Source organism: Rhizobium sp. 01N424, from assembly GCF_056399485.1.
Genome location: NZ_JBFTRK010000011.1, coordinates 1 through 14,294 on the forward strand (window position 1 = coordinate 1; position 14,294 = coordinate 14,294).

Below are 14,294 nucleotides of genomic sequence, written 5' to 3' on the forward strand. Positions count from 1 at the left end.
GATCGGCGGACTGACTTGCAAAAGCATCAGCGCACTCATCAGCACCTACAAGGCACCACGACATTCCGCCGAACCCGCCGCTGTCGGCGAGCATGCCAATCTTCGCGGCAAAGCCTACTTTCATTAAGGAGACAATCGAGAATGCTGACCAATCCCACTGTCGACACGCTGCGCCAACTCGGCCTTTCCGGCATGGCTTCCGCCTTCCAGGAACTGGAGATGCAACCGGAAGCGAGAGGCCTCCAGCACGGCGAATGGCTTGCGATCCTGCTCGAACGGGAACAGACCGCGCGTCGCCAGAAGCGCTTCGAGGCAAGAGCGCGTGCTGCCAAGCTCCGCCATGACGCTCAGGTCGAGAATGTCGATTTTCGCGCAGCACGCGGTCTCGACCGTAATCTCTTCCTCAAGCTTTCCACCTGCGACTGGATCAGGCAGCGGCACTCCTTGCTATTGATCGGGCCGGCCGGCGTCGGCAAAAGTTGGCTGGCCTGCGCCCTTGGCCACAAGGCATGCCGCGAGGACCTTTCCGTCGCTTACCACCGCGTCCCCAGGCTATTCGCCTCGCTCGCCCTGGCACGAGGCGACGGCCGCTATGCGAAGCTGCTCAAGAGCCTGGCCAAGACCGACCTTCTGATCCTAGACGATTGGGGACCGGAGAAGCTCAGCGACGAGCAACGACGCGATCTCCTGGAAATTGTCGAAGATCGCTACGAGCAGCGCTCGACCATCGTGACCAGCCAGATCCCCGTGGACCACTGGTACGATATGATCGGCAATCCCACGATCGCTGATGCCGTATTGGATCGCCTTGTTCACAACGCCTATCGCATCGACCTTTCCGGCGAGAGCCTGCGCAAACATCGAAACCTGTCAGCCGAGGATGCAACTCAGGCTTGACCGAGCCGATATACGTCGACATTGATAAACCACGACCCAGAGACCTTGCGGCCGTCCGGCTTAGCCTCGGAACCGCGTCCGGTATAACGCTGGAATAAGCGTCCGGTTAAAGATCGGAATTCCTGTCCGGTTTCATTGGAATACGCACCAAGTACCGAACGGCGGCTCATCGTCGTCGAAGTTGCCATTGCTCGCAGCGTCATAGGCGTTAATGCTTCGACCGCCACCGCGGGTGCCAAATGCAGTCAGTTGCACCATTACCTCCTTGGCGTGATCGATGGCCTCTTCCTCGCTGAATGCGTGCCCGTCAGCGACCTTGATCGACACCAACTCCCCGTCGTCGCCTAGCCCGATGATTATCTTTTTATAACGAAGAGGGTTTGGCTCTCGTCCTAATCTGAAATCGATAAGGCCGTTCCCGTAGACGTTCGCTACAGCCGTGAAATTTATCCACGTCAGGCCACCGGCCACCAAGGTCACTGCGAGCCCGTAAATGAGAAGCGGGCCGCAGGCGTGGTAGAGTTTGCCCTTGGCGTCACCGGCTTCAGAAATTGCAATCAGCGAACCGCCGTGAACAGCCAATAGGGAGGCGAGCAACCATTTGCCATAATCGAACTGTTTGCCGAGTGTCGTAAAAAACAGTTCTTTCTGTGTCTGGTAGCGGGTCTCCATCGATATAAACGATTGGGCTTCGACAGTCGGCTGACTGCCGGCACCATTAACATTTGCCGATGGAAACGTCTCTGCCACTGGGTTCATCCAAAGCGTTAGTTCGCCGAAGCTGTTTTTTTGATCAGTCACTCATTGCCGGAGCGACCGCGGCCTCGAGCTGTGTCGTGACCTTCGAAGGCTTGCCAAGATCGAGTTGCAGCCATCCGGCTTTAACCAGCCTGTCCAGTGCCAACTCAATGTGCGGTCCGCTGAACTGGCCTTTCCTGGTGTTCCAAGCATAAACAAGCCTCTGCGCCTCAAGCGCGCTGGTGGCTCCCTCGTGCTTGGCAACCCAGTAGACCGTCGCCAGCAACTCCAAGCCGAAAGGAGTTTCGAAGCCACTAACGAGGTCTGCCACGCGGTCAAACCTCTTTAGCGTCTCCGGTCGATCAGAAAGAAACCGCTCTGCTTCCTCATTGGCTCCCGGGATGATCGAGAGCTGCTTCGTTGGCTCATCACCACCATCAGCATATCCGGAAAGCAAATGTCCTTCGACGTCACGCAGCACATGACGAAGGTTCTCAGCGTATGGGCCGTAGGGGGCTTTTCGATAGGTGAGCGCAAGCTTCTCTCCCGCCTCTTGAAGGAAAAACATCAGCTTGTGCGCTTCGAGGAGAGTAACAAATGGGTCCATCAGTCCATTGAGATAGCGCTGGAGAAGGGCGACCAGTGCAGCCCGGCCGGGGCTCATGCTGGGCACCTTGCGATTCCGCGCAAGGGCTTCAGCATCAGGCGCTCCGTTCGGTTCATAGATGGTGACCGAGAGGCTTTCCAGCGGCTCTACAGCATCGATAATCTTAGGGCGAACTTTGGACCAATCGAGCCCACCTAGTCCCGAACCCAGCGGTGGGATCGCGATCGAGTTGATCCGGTAACGCTTGATGACGGACACGAGGTCAAGAAGGCCGCTGTCAATGTCTTCCATCCTGCTCTTACCCTTCCAATGGCGCTTGGTGGGAAAGTTGATGATGTACCGCGGTGACAGCTCTCCCGTCTCAAAGACAAACATTTTCCCGGGATTGACTTCGCCACGCTTGCAGGCCGCTTCATACGCCTTGAAGTTCTCAGGGAAGACGTTCTTGAATTGCAGAGCGATGCCGCGCCCCATAATGCCGACGCAGTTTACGGTGTTGACGATGGCGTCTGTATTCGCCTGTAGGATGTCGCCCACTACGGACCTAATCATTGTATCCCCCGATCAGTAGTACCAAGCAGGTAGCAATGCCACCTGAGGCTTGTGCGCCGTTTGCAGAAGGGCATTCTGAACCTGGTTGAATGTTGCCAAGTTCTGCGCTGCGATCCTATCGACCAAATGCCACGGGAACCGCTTATACATCAGAAATTCTGCTTGCTTCGCTTCTTTGACGTCCGATTGAGCCCAGCTGTTCGATGCGATGTGAGGCCAATTGAGCTGATCAAGCTGGTTCACATCCTTCCAGAAGCTCGTGTAGGCCGCGCCAGCGTTGCTACCTGTGAAGGCCCAGCTTTGTTTGGTGCCAGCCCACTCGATGACCTTATGTAGATCGGCCTCAAGATGAACTATTGGGCCTTGGCCGCCTCTATACAGAAGCTCAGGACTGTTGGCGCAATGGATGACATAAAGCATAACGGATCACGGGCAAAAGTAGAATGGCACAAAATCTGCCACCTTCGCGTCAGCGTAGCATTTAACCGGAAGCTCAAATCGCCTCGCCTTGATGGTGCCCATGCCGATCGTTGTCCCAGCGGCGTCCATCCCGACGATTGTGGAGTCGCAGAACAATTGTCCCGATGAGATGATCGAAGGAAGCCTGTCAACGTTCACGATATGGTAAATCTTCGGGCTTGCAGGAGGAGCTGTCATCTCAACCGCCCGCACCAGGGGGTGCATCATTCTCCATGAACTCCGGATACTGCACGACTTCGCTCTCGATCGTGTCCACGGACCTCTGCTGAACTTTAGCGAGCCTGACGCCGGGGCCACCGGCGACCAACTCACCATCGGCTTGGAACACGACGCCGGCCTGCTCAATCGCCCGCTGGACTGCCTGCACATTCCCGGCCGAACTCCGCTCCGTCCCGACGGTTTCCATTCGCTTTATGGTCTGGACCGACAGGCCGGTGGCCTTCGCAATGTCTTCTTGCTTCAGGCCGACGAGCGCTCGCCCTGCCTTCAGTTGATCGGCCGTGATCATCGGTCCATCCTCTAAATGTCACTTTTCGTATAATTTATGTACCGCAGAGATTGACGCGCTGCAAAACGTTCATTATACCTAGCGTACAACATAGCAATTCGCAAGGAACACTGCAGATGCCGAACAAGTCAGTTCCGGCCACGGCCAAAGGCATGCCCAAATTCGACCGTGCCCACATCATGCAGATGGCTTGGGCCATGTTTCGCAAGCAGTGGAATGGCAGCCGACCGGCAAACGAAGCAAGCCGCCGCAAGTCGTTCTCGCGCTGCCGTGGATGACGGCCAAGTGGCAGGCTGCCGAAACGCTCAGAACCGTCGTGGAAGCGGCGGGAGCATCGAGTGCTCGCCGCCGCGCTCTCCGAGGTCCGCCGCCTGCTCTCAAGGAAAGCGTTGGCGACCATAGTCCTATCGACCCTTAAACGGAATCCCGTTTCGGCCATTGGAAAGCCCTTTGTTACCATTTCGTCGCACGCGATTTATCCACACCATGGCGACGGAAGGCGAGAGCGTCTTCCGATCAATTAGTTAGCCTGTAGATACCCTGTGGAGAGGCAGTGGAGGGGATGTGCAAAAAGCGTGCCCCATCGAACGAGGGATGAAAAGCGTGACTTGCGCGGCATATGCGAATCCGCTCAGATACTATTCTCGGACGATGGCCTCCGCCGCAAAGTCGCCATCTCCGAACCAGGGCGCTCCGACGTGATGTCGAGAAGCGCCCTTTTCATTTCCAGGAATGCGGAGCCGTTGCCTACGGTCTCAGTCGCCTTCACCGATGTAGGTGAGGACGGGACTGCCGCCTGCCGTCACCTCGCGGACAAGCCTCATCTTCTCCAAATCAGAAATGACATGCCGGGAGAGACGACGGTCTCCGACCAGCCACGTACTGCCGACTTTCCGTTGATGACGAAACCGTCGAATTGCAGTGACTGCATCGCGCTGCGTCTTCGTCAACGCAGCTTCGACGGCATTCCCGTATCCTGTGGTCATGTTCGAACTCCTTGACCCGTGGCTAGGCAGCGATGCGCCTGGCGGCCTTATCGGCGAGCTTCCGATTGTCACCGTGCTCCTCGATGATCGTCTGTGCGTCCTCGACGGAGATCCTGTGTTTCTTCGCCAGCGTGATGGCGTCGTAAGGTTTTTCGGACGCAGGTGCGCCCTTGGCGTTAGGCATGGTAGTCTCCAGTGCTTCTGTGGTGGTGCAGCGCTATCAATGGTCCCTCTCGAAGGGACTGCTGCCGCTTGGATCAGATATGGTGATTCCGCGGACGGAATTCCATAGTCGCCCCTGATCGGTGACACTCTGGAGTTAGCTTGAAGGGCATTGGCGCGGGGAACCGACCCAGCTCGCTGATTTGTTGTCGTCGTCGACCGGATATTCTTGGAGATCGCCTACAGCGGGAACAATCCCAGCGTGTCCAATGTTTAGGGTAGCTGGACCGACAATACTGTCATTTTCAGGTCCGGAGCGAAGTCATTCAATTCGTAAGGAAACCTGGAGAAAACGCATGAGCACCCTTTTGATTATTGTCGTGTTAATCCTCGTGCTAGGCGGTGGCGGCGGCTACTATGCTCACGGCCGTTATGGAGGCCGCGGGCTCGGCGGCGTCCTCGGTCTGATTGTCGTCGTCTTGATCGTTCTCTGGCTGTTGGGTGGGCTCCATGGAGGCGCCGTAACTCCTGTGTGACATTACGCGGCGGGAGGTTCCGACCAACCTTAGAAAATCTGACACCGTGGGTCTCCTACCCACGGTTTTTGCAAACATGAGCGACGGAACGCGTCGTAAAAGTTAACTTCGTGTGGGGACGGTGGGATAAAAGGGAGCTCCGTCGATGGTGACACCATCGACGGAGTATCTTGCAGGCGGATTACGCGAGCGGGCCGCGACCTGTCAGGAGGACATCCTCTTCATCGTCGCGCTGGCGACCGCCAAGAGCTGCAGCGGCACTAGCAATAAAGGCACCGATGAGAAGTGAGATCGATCCGACAAGCGCCGTTGTGGCTGCGGCCTTTCTCGCCTTGTCAGCAGCAGTCTGCGCGGCGACCTTAGCCTCGTCGATTTGCTTGAGGACCATGTCTACCCGAGTACGGGCGTCCGCCTCTGACAATCCGGTCCGAGCGGCAACGATGCTCGCGATGTAGGTCCTGTCGCCTTCCGGAACTTCGCCCTTCGCGGCGTCGTTCAATAGAATTCTCGAAACCTCCGCCGAAGCCGCGCCGTCGTCTCTTGAAGCATTCGCGCTGACCCGCTCAGGCCGCAGAAGGGCGTCAGTGAAATAGGAAGTCGAGAGATCAGGTTGTGTCGAAGTGGCGGACGCCGCTGTAGCCGCTGTAGCCGCCGTTGCCGCAGCACTTGCGCCCGCACCTGCCAGCGAGGTCAGAGACGAAGCCAGAAAACCGACCACAAAAACAGTCGATATGGCCCAGCTGATGAAGCCGTGGGCTGTGTCGCGGAAGAAGACCTCGTCAGTGTGGATGGCTGCCCATTTCGTCCGGAGCCGTCCAGTCAAGTAGCCGCCAAGCGCCGAAGAGAGCCATTGAACAACGACGAGCCAGATCGCGGCTGTAATGCCCACGGTGGCAGCGGAGCTGCTCTCCCCAGACCAGGGCGAGACCATCGTCAGGCCAACACCAGAGCCCAGAAGTAAGAGAATGAGCGTGACGCCGATGGCCGCGAAAGCGCCCCCCAAAATCGGGCCCCATGAGATGGCGGATCTGGAGGATTCGACGGGAATATCTCCCTGTGTTTCCAAAATAGACATCTTTGACTCCTATCGTACGAAGAGAGCGAGAAGAATGATGATCGGCAGTGGAACACCGAGAAGCCAGAGTAGAATACCGCGACCCATGATGAAAACTCCTTTTGAAATGAATATCTTGCGCCCATCAAACGAGTGAGTTGAACAATGGTTCCAGAGCTTTACTTGGGTTGAGTGAAGCCGGGACTTGGCGTGGCAAATTCATTAAAGCCTCGCGGCCTTCGGGCGATACCATAGGGGCGGGGAGCAAGCACGCGTCTATGGATCAAGACCAGTGGGAGTAGTGGATTCCTGGGCGTTGCTGCTATCGGTCTCCAACGCGCGGCCTGACACCGCTTGTCCTTCCGCTCGCTAGCGTCCGACCCGTTCCATTGCACTCTCTGAGGTTAACGGCAGGCGTCAGTCTCAGACGGAAGCAGAGAGGTTCGCCTCGATCGGAGGTTTCGTCGCGCTCGCCGTATAATTGGTAATCGTCGATGCGGCGACGACTGCTACGACCTCCAGCACGTGCCGCTAATCGAAACTGACGTTCAACATGTTAGATCTTCCGCGCATGGATATGCGCAAGCAGGTTGGTCGCAATTTCGCTCGCCTTCGTCGGGAAATGGGCCTGACACAGCAGGATGTGGAAACGCGCTCCGGCTATGGCCAGCAATATCTCAGCGGCCTTGAAAGAGGGAAGCGAAACCTCTCCGGCATCACGCTAAATGAAATTGCCCACGCGCTGGGAGTGAGCCATGTCGAACTCGTCTTTAAGAACTCCCGCGTTCCCGTTGGAATGGTTGCAGCCATGTCAACGCAGGGCGCGACCACAGAGGCGACCGTTGCAGATTATCTGTCGCTCACGGTTCGCATGGGGGAGCTTGCAGAGATCTGGACGACGGCCCATTGGGTAATCGGCCCACCACCCAAACTTTCGGACCTTGGTGCTACGGTGAACAACGCAATGCGCTTCTCTCTAGGGCTGCCACCAGGCAAATCCTCATAAGCCCGATAAATCCACTTCACATCGACCAAAGGATTGAGAGGGGCGCAGCCTGGAGGCGTTCGGCAAACGGCGTGATGCGGTCATGATCATGCAGGACGAGGCCACGTACGAAACGGTCACCGACCGCTGCCTGCAACTGACGTAACCCGCGAAAATCATCGGCCTTGACGGTCGCAGACGCCTTTACTTCAATACCGATTATTCGCCCGCGCCGATCCTCAATCACGACATCAACCTCATCCAGATCCTTCGTTCTGTAATGCGAAAACGATACGCGTCTCTCAGACCAGGATGCCAACTTCATCAGTTCGGAGACGACGAAACTTTCTAGCAAGGCGCCAAATCGGGTCTTGTCGTTGGATAGCCTGGCCAGTTCGTCTTCGCGCAAAGCCGCCAGAAGCCCTGTATCGATGAAATGTATCTTTGGCGTTTTGACAAGCCGACTGAGCCGGTTGTTCGACCATGGCATCAGAGTTTTGATAAGGAATAGACGCTCTAAAATGGCTATGTATTTCTGAGCGGTGACGCCGGACAATCCCAGTGCAGAACCGAAGCTGCTATTGTTGATCAATTGGCCGGCATGTTCTGCAAGGATGTTCAGGAGGAGCGGCAAACGATCGAGCTGATCGATGTTGGCAACGTCGCGCACGTCACGATCTAGGATCAGAGTGACATAGTCTTCGAGCCACGAGACGCGCCGGGCCAACGTGGTTCGCCTCAACGCTTCAGGATAGCCTCCGGCCAGAACCATTCTCATCAATTCCTTGCCGAGAACAACCTTATCCTCTACGGCCGGTTCGTCCCCCGCAAACAGCCGGTCGAGCATAAGGCCTGGACTCGATCGGATTTCGGCCTGCGCAAAGGGAAGAAGCGGAATGACTGCCATCCGGCCGGCCAAGGAGTCAGCAATAGCTGGAATGGTCGAGAGATTGGCGGAGCCCGTAAGCAGAAATCGTCCCGGCTCCTGATCGTCATCCACGCTTGCCTTGATTGCAAGCATCAGATCGGGGGCTCGTTGGACCTCGTCGATAACCGCGCGCTTGATCCCCCGGATAAACCCGGTCGGGTCGGCCTTCGCGGCGTTCAAGGTTCCCGCATCATCCAATGTGATGTATGGCCGATCCTTGTCCGAGAACATGCGCGCGAGCGTCGTTTTCCCTGCCTGCCGCGGCCCGGATATAAAAACGACACGGGTGTCGGCTAGAGCTGCCTCCACAAGAGGCAACGCTTTACGATCGACAAGGGGCTTCGAATTCGAATGATCAGTCATACGGCCATTCTTAACTCAATGACCGTCCAATTTAAAGTGAAATGCCGTCCATTTTCAATCTAGCAAACGTCCGATCTTAACTAACATCACTTTTGGCCTCCGAGCAAAAGCCTTGGCAAGGAATTGGGAGAATGGCTGACTGAGGGAAGGGGTGCCGGTAGCAAACGCTCATGGCTGTGCTTTCGTTGCGCTTACCGCCGGGTGATCTCCGGGCATCCGCGACGGTTTGCAAACTGCATGCGCTCTGGGCCGCGGCGGGTATACCCCTGAATGACGATGCTTCGGGGCGTGACGCGGAGAACCTGCGCGCGACGAAGGCCCTCACCACGGGCAATGTCAAGCGCGTCGTCCGGATCGCATCCTCGGTCCCGTCTACGATCATATCGGTCATCGTCCCGATTAGGGTCGTAAATCCCGACCCCGCCAGGTCCGACCCGCAACTCCATGTCTTGCGCTCCCGCGATAACCGGAGCGACGGTCAGGCCACTCATTGCGGCGAGCCCGATCAGTACGAACTTGATGGTTCTGTGCATTTTGATCTTCTCCGTTTGATCGTCTGAAACATTGGGAGAGATTAATTGTTCCAGCGGGCAGGCGCAGCAGCGGCTTGAGCGCAAGCTTTCAGACATGGGGCCGATGGGGTCGGTCGACAATTCTTGCTATGTCGCCTCCTTAAGCATTGGGCTTTGTACGGTAAAAGACAGTCGGTTGTTCTGTATTTTCAGGTCATTAGGTTCGCTTGCATCGAGTCGGATTCACTCCGAACGCTGTGGGGACGAGAATGCCGACTGACGAGCGTCAATACCGGAACGAACTGCTAAAAAAACTTGACACAAGCGACCTCACGCTTCTCGCTCCCCATCTCGAATTCGTGACGCTGGACATTCCCTATCAGATCGAAAAAGCCCACGCGCCAGTCGATTACGTCGTCTTTCTGGAATCAGGGCTGGCGTCGATCGTTGCCAGACTACCGGGCGGGCGGGATATCGACGTGGGAATTGCCGGGCGTGAAGGCATGACCGGTGCTGCGATAGTGCTTGGTGGCGAGCAATCGCTGAATACGACCTTCATGCAGGTATCAGGTACTGGGTATCGTATCACATCTGCAAAGCTACAGGAGGTGATCGATGCTAGTGCCACGCTGCGCGGTAAGCTGCTTGCCTACGTTCAGGCATTTCTGGCGCAAATGTCCTCGACCGTGCTTGCCAACGCCCATGCCAAGCTTGAGGAGCGCCTCGCGCGTTGGCTTCTCATGGTTCACGACAGGATGGATGGCAACGCGATTTCGCTAACCCATGAATTTCTGGCCATCATGCTCGGCGTGCGGCGCCCCGGAGTTACGGTTGCGGTTCATATCCTGGAGGGCAAGGGTTTCATCCGCGCCAATCGCGGCAAGATTATTGTTGTCAACCGGCTCGGCCTGATGGACGAAGCCAAGGGCTCCTACGGAGCAGCGGAGGATGAATATCATCGGCTTATGGGTGTGAAAATTCGCAAGACCTAGCGTCCCCAATCATTTCTGAATGACACCATACCGGACAGGAAAGCCCGGGGCGACAGAGAAATCAGTAACTCTCGTCTTCACCGGGCTGCACGTCCACCGCCGACCCGGTTTTCTCCTGAGCTCGCCCAGGGCCAATGCGCGGAGCCAATCCTATGTCCTGAAGGATCTGGGCCTTTTCAGCTTGCGAGAATTCTTCCATGGCGCTGATAAGCTCCTTACGCCCGCCGCGGCGATAGATTTCAGTCAGCTCACTTAACTTCATGAGTATCTCGCAAATGGGTTCTGTTCGCGCCTATAATCAACTCCCAAGGCAAATGTTCCGCGATGGCGGTGCGGATGATCTCCACGCCCGTGCGCTGTTCCATCAAAGCATTTCGCGGGCGAAGACGGCTGCAACCGTCGAAATCGGGATCGTGATGATGCTGATCAACCCCCAGAGCGCGAACCCTGAACTTGGTCCGTTAAAACAGAAGGCGTTCAGAAGCGCCTTCCAGCGAATTATCCAGGGCAACGATAGCCCAATCGACATTCCAATCAGCCATACCATCAAATGTCCTCCTCCAGTATCCTGATGACAAAGGGCCGAGAAGAGGTATTCGTTCCAGCATCGCGCGAGCGAATGATCTAAAAGGGCTCGCCACGACATACAGATGCGCGCCACGCGATGCTTCCGGGTGGTCCGCCAGGTCGCATCAGCGCGGAGAAGTAATCACAAAAGGTGAGTGGCGTCGCGTGACGCAAGCGTGACAATACCACCAAAACAGGTTCCTGATCACTCCTCGTCTTGCAGATATTCAACCTCTTGCTCGACGTTGATGAAGAGCTTATCGATCATCCACATGCCAACGAAGGTGAAGAGCATGATGGCGACGATCCAAGATAAGCGTAGGTGAGACGGCAGCGTTTCCATTGTGTGAGCATGCTGAAGGTCGCATTTTCTCACAATTTGCCAATATGGATTACGCCTGCACAGCCGCACCGCAGGATGATCATCTCGCCGCTACCCCGACGGAGATCATTTCGCAGTAGGCGGTTCGAAGTAGGAGGTTGGAAGATGGCCGGCCACCATCTCCCCAGCAACCTTCGCGCCTCTTCCAACGCCGCCCTGATCCGTTTTGAACACGCAGCTTGCCCCGCTGGGCCGGACGCCTGGTGGTGGAACCGTAGGAAATGATAGGTCGGCTGGTTCGTGTCGTTTATGCGTATGCGGGATCGGCGGGCAAAGACGGGTTTAGCACCACCAGGCTGAAGGTGAGATAAAGTTTGTTAGGCGCGATGGAACTTAGGGACGACGCCGGACTTCCTTCCGCACAAAGGAGAACGGATATGCCAGACCATAAGAATTCCCCCGCGGTACAATCGATGGAAATCGAGCAGGCAGGACAGCGCAAACGAGCCTCGAAGGGCGATCTCGAGACTGGGCTTGAAGCCACGTTCCCCGCGTCCGATCCGGTTTCCGCAACGCACACCACAGTGTCCTCCGGTCGAACGGACACTGACACTGCCGACCGCGTAACGGAAGGCGAGGATGACTATGGACTGGTCGACCAGGCACTCCAATCGACGGGCGAAGGTCATCACGACGGCGTCCGTGCCGGGAGAGATGGCGTGCGCGCTCTCGGACGGGACGTTGATCGCCTGGGCGGCACTGCAAGTGAAATAGCTTCGGGAGCTACGTCGCTCGCAAAATCCGAAGTCCGCGGTTACGTGAAGGACATCGAGGCCCGGATCCGCGAGCGCCCTATTGCGGCGGTCGCAATCGTCGCTGCGCTCGCCTTCGTATTCGGAGCGACGCGCTGAGGAAGCCGACCCGCTCAATAAGACAATAGTCGACACGGGTCGACGGTCTGCCGAGGGTTCGCCGGAGAGGGTCAAACGCTCGATCGGGGATTTCTTGAAAATTGCCACGTACAATGTGAACGGCGTCTTGGGCCGATTGCCTGTCCTCCTAAAATGGCTGAAGGAGGACAGGCCCGACATTGTCTGCCTTCAGGAACTGAAGACCGCCGATGATAGATTCCCACGAGAGGAACTTGAGAAAGCCGGGTACGGCGCGGTTTGGCACGGGCAGAAGAGCTGGAATGGCGTCGCGATCCTGACGCGAGGTCAAGAGCCCCATCTTACCAGAAAGGGGCTGCCCGGCGATCCGAGCGACGCGCACAGCCGCTACATCGAAGCCGCCGTCGACGGCATCCTGATCGGGTGCCTCTATCTGCCGAATGGGAATCCCGCCCCCGGCCGGAAGTGGGACTACAAACTCGCGTGGTTTCGACGACTTCAGGAATACGCGTCGGAGCTCCTCGAACTGGAGGTGCCCGTCGTCCTGGCCGGTGACTACAACGTCATGCCGACGGATATCGACGTCTACAAGCCGGAGCGGTGGCTGAACGATGCGCTGTTCCGGCCGGAAGTCCGCCGTGCCTATGCGGATCTCGTAGCAAAGGGGTGGACCGATGCTGTCCGGCATCTGCATCCGCACGAGCGCATCTACACCTTCTGGAAATACTGGAGGAACTCGTTCGAGCGCGATGCCGGCTTGCGGATCGACCACTTCCTGCTCAGCCCGGCCATCGCCTCGTCACTCCGATCGGCAGATGTGCGCAGGAAGCCTCGGGGCTGGGAGCACACGAGCGATCATGCGCCCGTCATGATCGAGCTCGATTTGACAGCACTGGTGAACGACTGATGGGAGCGAAGACGAACACACCTCTACAGACACCTGACGGCCGATACATCATTGTGCGCGGCCGGCTCTGGCGAAAGACGAACCCGGGCCTTTCCGAAGAAACGCGTACTCGCTTGGTGGCGGAGCTGATGGCTGCTCGCAGAGCGGTAAAGGAAGCCGGCGACGACGATGTGCGACTGCGGGCTGTGCGCAAGGCGATCGACGCTGCGAAGATCGCGCTCGGCGAGCGGGGGCCGGTGTGGTGGCATGACGGCGCGCCTGATCTCAATCGTCACATGGCAAAGACGACGTCTTATGCGGCTTGGCATCGACGGATGACAGGCGGCCGTTAAGAACGGTCGAAAAATCGGATCGACCTTGTCGGCAACGGCCGCCGTCATACGTCTAGTTATCATGTCACGTGGAAAAGCGGAGCAAGGGAGAGACATGACATGAGCGAGTTGAGGTCAGCAACGGAACTGGCAGCGAAACGCGTCAGCAGATTTCCGAACGAAACCGCCGAATACGCCGCGGCAAGAACGGCTCTCCTTGCGGAAGAGATCGAAGCCCGGCGATATCTTACCAAACTGGCCGAACAGCGCATGCGGCTTCCTCCTGGCCCTGTCGTCGAGAAGGACTATCGTTTCAGGGACGAAAATGGCCGCGAGCTGGCTTTGACCGACCTGTTCGGAAAGCATCACACCCTGGTGACCTATTTTTGGATGTTCGGTCCGCAGCGCGAGAGGCCTTGCCCTATGTGCACGAACTTCCTAGGCGGCGTGAATGGGAACGGCGCCGACGTGAAGCAACGGGTCGCGTTCAAGATTCTCGGGCGCAGCCCGGTCGAGAGGCAGCGTGCGTTTGCGATCGAGCGCGGCTGGCAAGACCTCGATTTCGTAGAGACCGTTGGCGACGATTATGCCAGAGACCTCGGACTGCTCGACGACAAGGGCTATGAGTACCCGGCATTCACCGTTTACCAGAAAGACGGAAACACGGTTCGCGTTTTTACAACGGCGAGATGCCTGCCGAGGCCGCTGATCCCGGCCAGGATCCGCGAGGCGCTGTCGATATCGCAACCCTATGGAATATATTGGACATGACGCCGGCCGGACGCGGCACGGACTGGTACCCGAAGCTCAGCTATTGATCTGGCGGCGTCGACAGGCTGTCAGAGCTTCCCTCGTTGAAAGCGCAGGCCTTCTTTCGATATTGGCGCTTTCCTCAAAAGAGATCTTCAAGGTCCTCCAATCCGGTAAAGTACCAGAAACTGTCATTTTGCGCGGCGATCGACCGGTTGGGGAGCGCGAACATCTGCCCTGTCCATGA

Annotated in this window: 18 protein-coding genes and 3 pseudogenes; 10 read left to right on the forward strand and 11 right to left on the reverse strand. The window is 57.3% G+C overall.

Annotated elements, in window-relative coordinates:
- Positions 1-141 precede the first annotated feature (141 nt).
- Positions 142-897, forward strand: a complete 756-nt coding sequence (gene istB / locus AC1DNK_RS23350) for an IS21-like element helper ATPase IstB (protein WP_062653598.1) — start codon at positions 142-144, stop codon at positions 895-897.
- Between the two features lie 132 nt (positions 898-1,029).
- Here istB and AC1DNK_RS23355 read toward each other — a convergent pair whose 3' ends face one another.
- The 4 genes and pseudogenes from AC1DNK_RS23355 to AC1DNK_RS23370 all read right to left on the reverse strand — a co-directional run bounded on the left by AC1DNK_RS23355 (position 1,030) and on the right by AC1DNK_RS23370 (position 3,782).
- Positions 1,030-1,257, reverse strand: a complete 228-nt coding sequence (locus tag AC1DNK_RS23355; protein ID WP_477943745.1) for a hypothetical protein — start codon at positions 1,255-1,257, stop codon at positions 1,030-1,032.
- Positions 1,258-1,690: 433 nt separating this feature from the next.
- Positions 1,691-2,794, reverse strand: a complete 1,104-nt coding sequence (darG, locus tag AC1DNK_RS23360) for a type II toxin-antitoxin system antitoxin DNA ADP-ribosyl glycohydrolase DarG (protein ID WP_477943578.1) — start codon at positions 2,792-2,794, stop codon at positions 1,691-1,693.
- A gap of 12 nt (positions 2,795-2,806) precedes the next feature.
- Positions 2,807-3,481 (reverse strand): annotated as a pseudogene (gene darT, locus AC1DNK_RS23365) (type II toxin-antitoxin system toxin DNA ADP-ribosyl transferase DarT).
- Positions 3,453-3,782: a helix-turn-helix domain-containing protein gene (locus AC1DNK_RS23370; RefSeq protein ID WP_477943579.1), complete on the reverse strand. Its 330-nt coding sequence runs from the start codon at positions 3,780-3,782 to the stop codon at positions 3,453-3,455. Before AC1DNK_RS23370 ends, darT begins: the two are co-directional and overlap by 29 nt.
- Before the next feature lie 116 nt (positions 3,783-3,898).
- On the opposite strand from AC1DNK_RS23370, the gene AC1DNK_RS23375 reads away from it, so the two are divergent.
- Positions 3,899-4,060, forward strand: a complete 162-nt coding sequence (locus tag AC1DNK_RS23375; protein WP_477943580.1) for a hypothetical protein — start codon at positions 3,899-3,901, stop codon at positions 4,058-4,060.
- A 477-nt stretch (positions 4,061-4,537) separates the two neighbouring features.
- Here AC1DNK_RS23375 and AC1DNK_RS23380 read toward each other — a convergent pair whose 3' ends face one another.
- Both AC1DNK_RS23380 and AC1DNK_RS23385 read right to left on the reverse strand, forming a co-directional pair.
- Complete coding sequence (locus tag AC1DNK_RS23380) at positions 4,538-4,768, reverse strand: hypothetical protein (protein WP_477943581.1); 231 nt, start codon at positions 4,766-4,768, stop codon at positions 4,538-4,540.
- Between the two features lie 22 nt (positions 4,769-4,790).
- Positions 4,791-4,952 carry a hypothetical protein gene (locus tag AC1DNK_RS23385; RefSeq protein WP_477943582.1) on the reverse strand — a complete coding sequence of 54 codons (162 nt, stop codon included), beginning with the start codon at positions 4,950-4,952 and terminating at the stop codon, positions 4,791-4,793.
- A 334-nt stretch (positions 4,953-5,286) separates the two neighbouring features.
- Between AC1DNK_RS23385 and AC1DNK_RS23390 the strand changes: the two genes are divergently transcribed.
- Positions 5,287-5,466 carry a DUF3309 family protein gene (locus AC1DNK_RS23390; protein ID WP_112517517.1) on the forward strand — a complete coding sequence of 60 codons (180 nt, stop codon included), beginning with the start codon at positions 5,287-5,289 and terminating at the stop codon, positions 5,464-5,466.
- A gap of 181 nt (positions 5,467-5,647) precedes the next feature.
- Here AC1DNK_RS23390 and AC1DNK_RS23395 read toward each other — a convergent pair whose 3' ends face one another.
- A complete protein-coding gene (locus AC1DNK_RS23395; RefSeq protein ID WP_477943583.1) occupies positions 5,648-6,541 on the reverse strand; it encodes a hypothetical protein in 894 nt (297 codons plus the stop codon).
- A gap of 550 nt (positions 6,542-7,091) precedes the next feature.
- On the opposite strand from AC1DNK_RS23395, the pseudogene AC1DNK_RS23400 reads away from it, so the two are divergent.
- A pseudogene (locus AC1DNK_RS23400) lies at positions 7,092-7,289 on the forward strand (helix-turn-helix domain-containing protein); the annotation flags it as partial.
- Between the two features lie 253 nt (positions 7,290-7,542).
- Here the strand turns inward: AC1DNK_RS23400 and AC1DNK_RS23405 are convergent.
- Both AC1DNK_RS23405 and AC1DNK_RS23410 read right to left on the reverse strand, forming a co-directional pair.
- Positions 7,543-8,796, reverse strand: a complete 1,254-nt coding sequence (locus AC1DNK_RS23405) for an ATP-binding protein (protein WP_477943584.1) — start codon at positions 8,794-8,796, stop codon at positions 7,543-7,545.
- 191 nt (positions 8,797-8,987) lie between these two features.
- Positions 8,988-9,329 carry a hypothetical protein gene (locus AC1DNK_RS23410; RefSeq protein ID WP_477943746.1) on the reverse strand — a complete coding sequence of 114 codons (342 nt, stop codon included), beginning with the start codon at positions 9,327-9,329 and terminating at the stop codon, positions 8,988-8,990.
- Between the two features lie 248 nt (positions 9,330-9,577).
- Here AC1DNK_RS23410 and AC1DNK_RS23415 point away from each other — a divergent pair, with 248 nt between their 5' ends.
- The gene (locus AC1DNK_RS23415; protein ID WP_477943585.1) at positions 9,578-10,300 is read left to right on the forward strand and encodes a Crp/Fnr family transcriptional regulator; all 723 of its coding nucleotides are present in this window, start codon (positions 9,578-9,580) and stop codon (positions 10,298-10,300) included.
- Positions 10,301-10,361: 61 nt separating this feature from the next.
- Here the strand turns inward: AC1DNK_RS23415 and AC1DNK_RS23420 are convergent, their stop codons facing one another.
- Entirely contained in the window at positions 10,362-10,562 is a 201-nt protein-coding gene (locus AC1DNK_RS23420) for a hypothetical protein (RefSeq protein ID WP_477943586.1), read from the reverse strand.
- A gap of 13 nt (positions 10,563-10,575) precedes the next feature.
- Between AC1DNK_RS23420 and AC1DNK_RS23425 the strand changes: the two genes are divergently transcribed.
- A complete protein-coding gene (locus AC1DNK_RS23425) occupies positions 10,576-10,872 on the forward strand; it encodes a hypothetical protein (protein WP_477943587.1) in 297 nt (98 codons plus the stop codon).
- Positions 10,873-11,072: 200 nt separating this feature from the next.
- Here the strand turns inward: AC1DNK_RS23425 and AC1DNK_RS23430 are convergent, their stop codons facing one another.
- Entirely contained in the window at positions 11,073-11,210 is a 138-nt protein-coding gene (locus AC1DNK_RS23430; RefSeq protein WP_477943588.1) for a hypothetical protein, read from the reverse strand.
- Positions 11,211-11,626: 416 nt separating this feature from the next.
- Between AC1DNK_RS23430 and AC1DNK_RS23435 the strand changes: the two genes are divergently transcribed.
- The 4 genes and pseudogenes from AC1DNK_RS23435 (at position 11,627) to AC1DNK_RS23450 (ending at position 14,115) form a co-directional block, all read left to right on the forward strand.
- Positions 11,627-12,100, forward strand: coding sequence for a hypothetical protein (locus AC1DNK_RS23435; RefSeq protein ID WP_477943589.1), 474 nt, complete (start codon positions 11,627-11,629; stop codon positions 12,098-12,100).
- Between the two features lie 94 nt (positions 12,101-12,194).
- Positions 12,195-12,986, forward strand: a complete 792-nt coding sequence (xth, locus tag AC1DNK_RS23440; protein WP_477943590.1) for an exodeoxyribonuclease III — start codon at positions 12,195-12,197, stop codon at positions 12,984-12,986.
- Positions 12,987-13,114: 128 nt separating this feature from the next.
- Positions 13,115-13,318, forward strand: a complete 204-nt coding sequence (locus AC1DNK_RS23445) for a hypothetical protein (protein ID WP_477943591.1) — start codon at positions 13,115-13,117, stop codon at positions 13,316-13,318.
- Positions 13,319-13,417: 99 nt separating this feature from the next.
- Positions 13,418-14,115: pseudogene (locus AC1DNK_RS23450) on the forward strand (DUF899 family protein).
- The last annotated feature ends 179 nt before the right edge of the window (positions 14,116-14,294 follow it).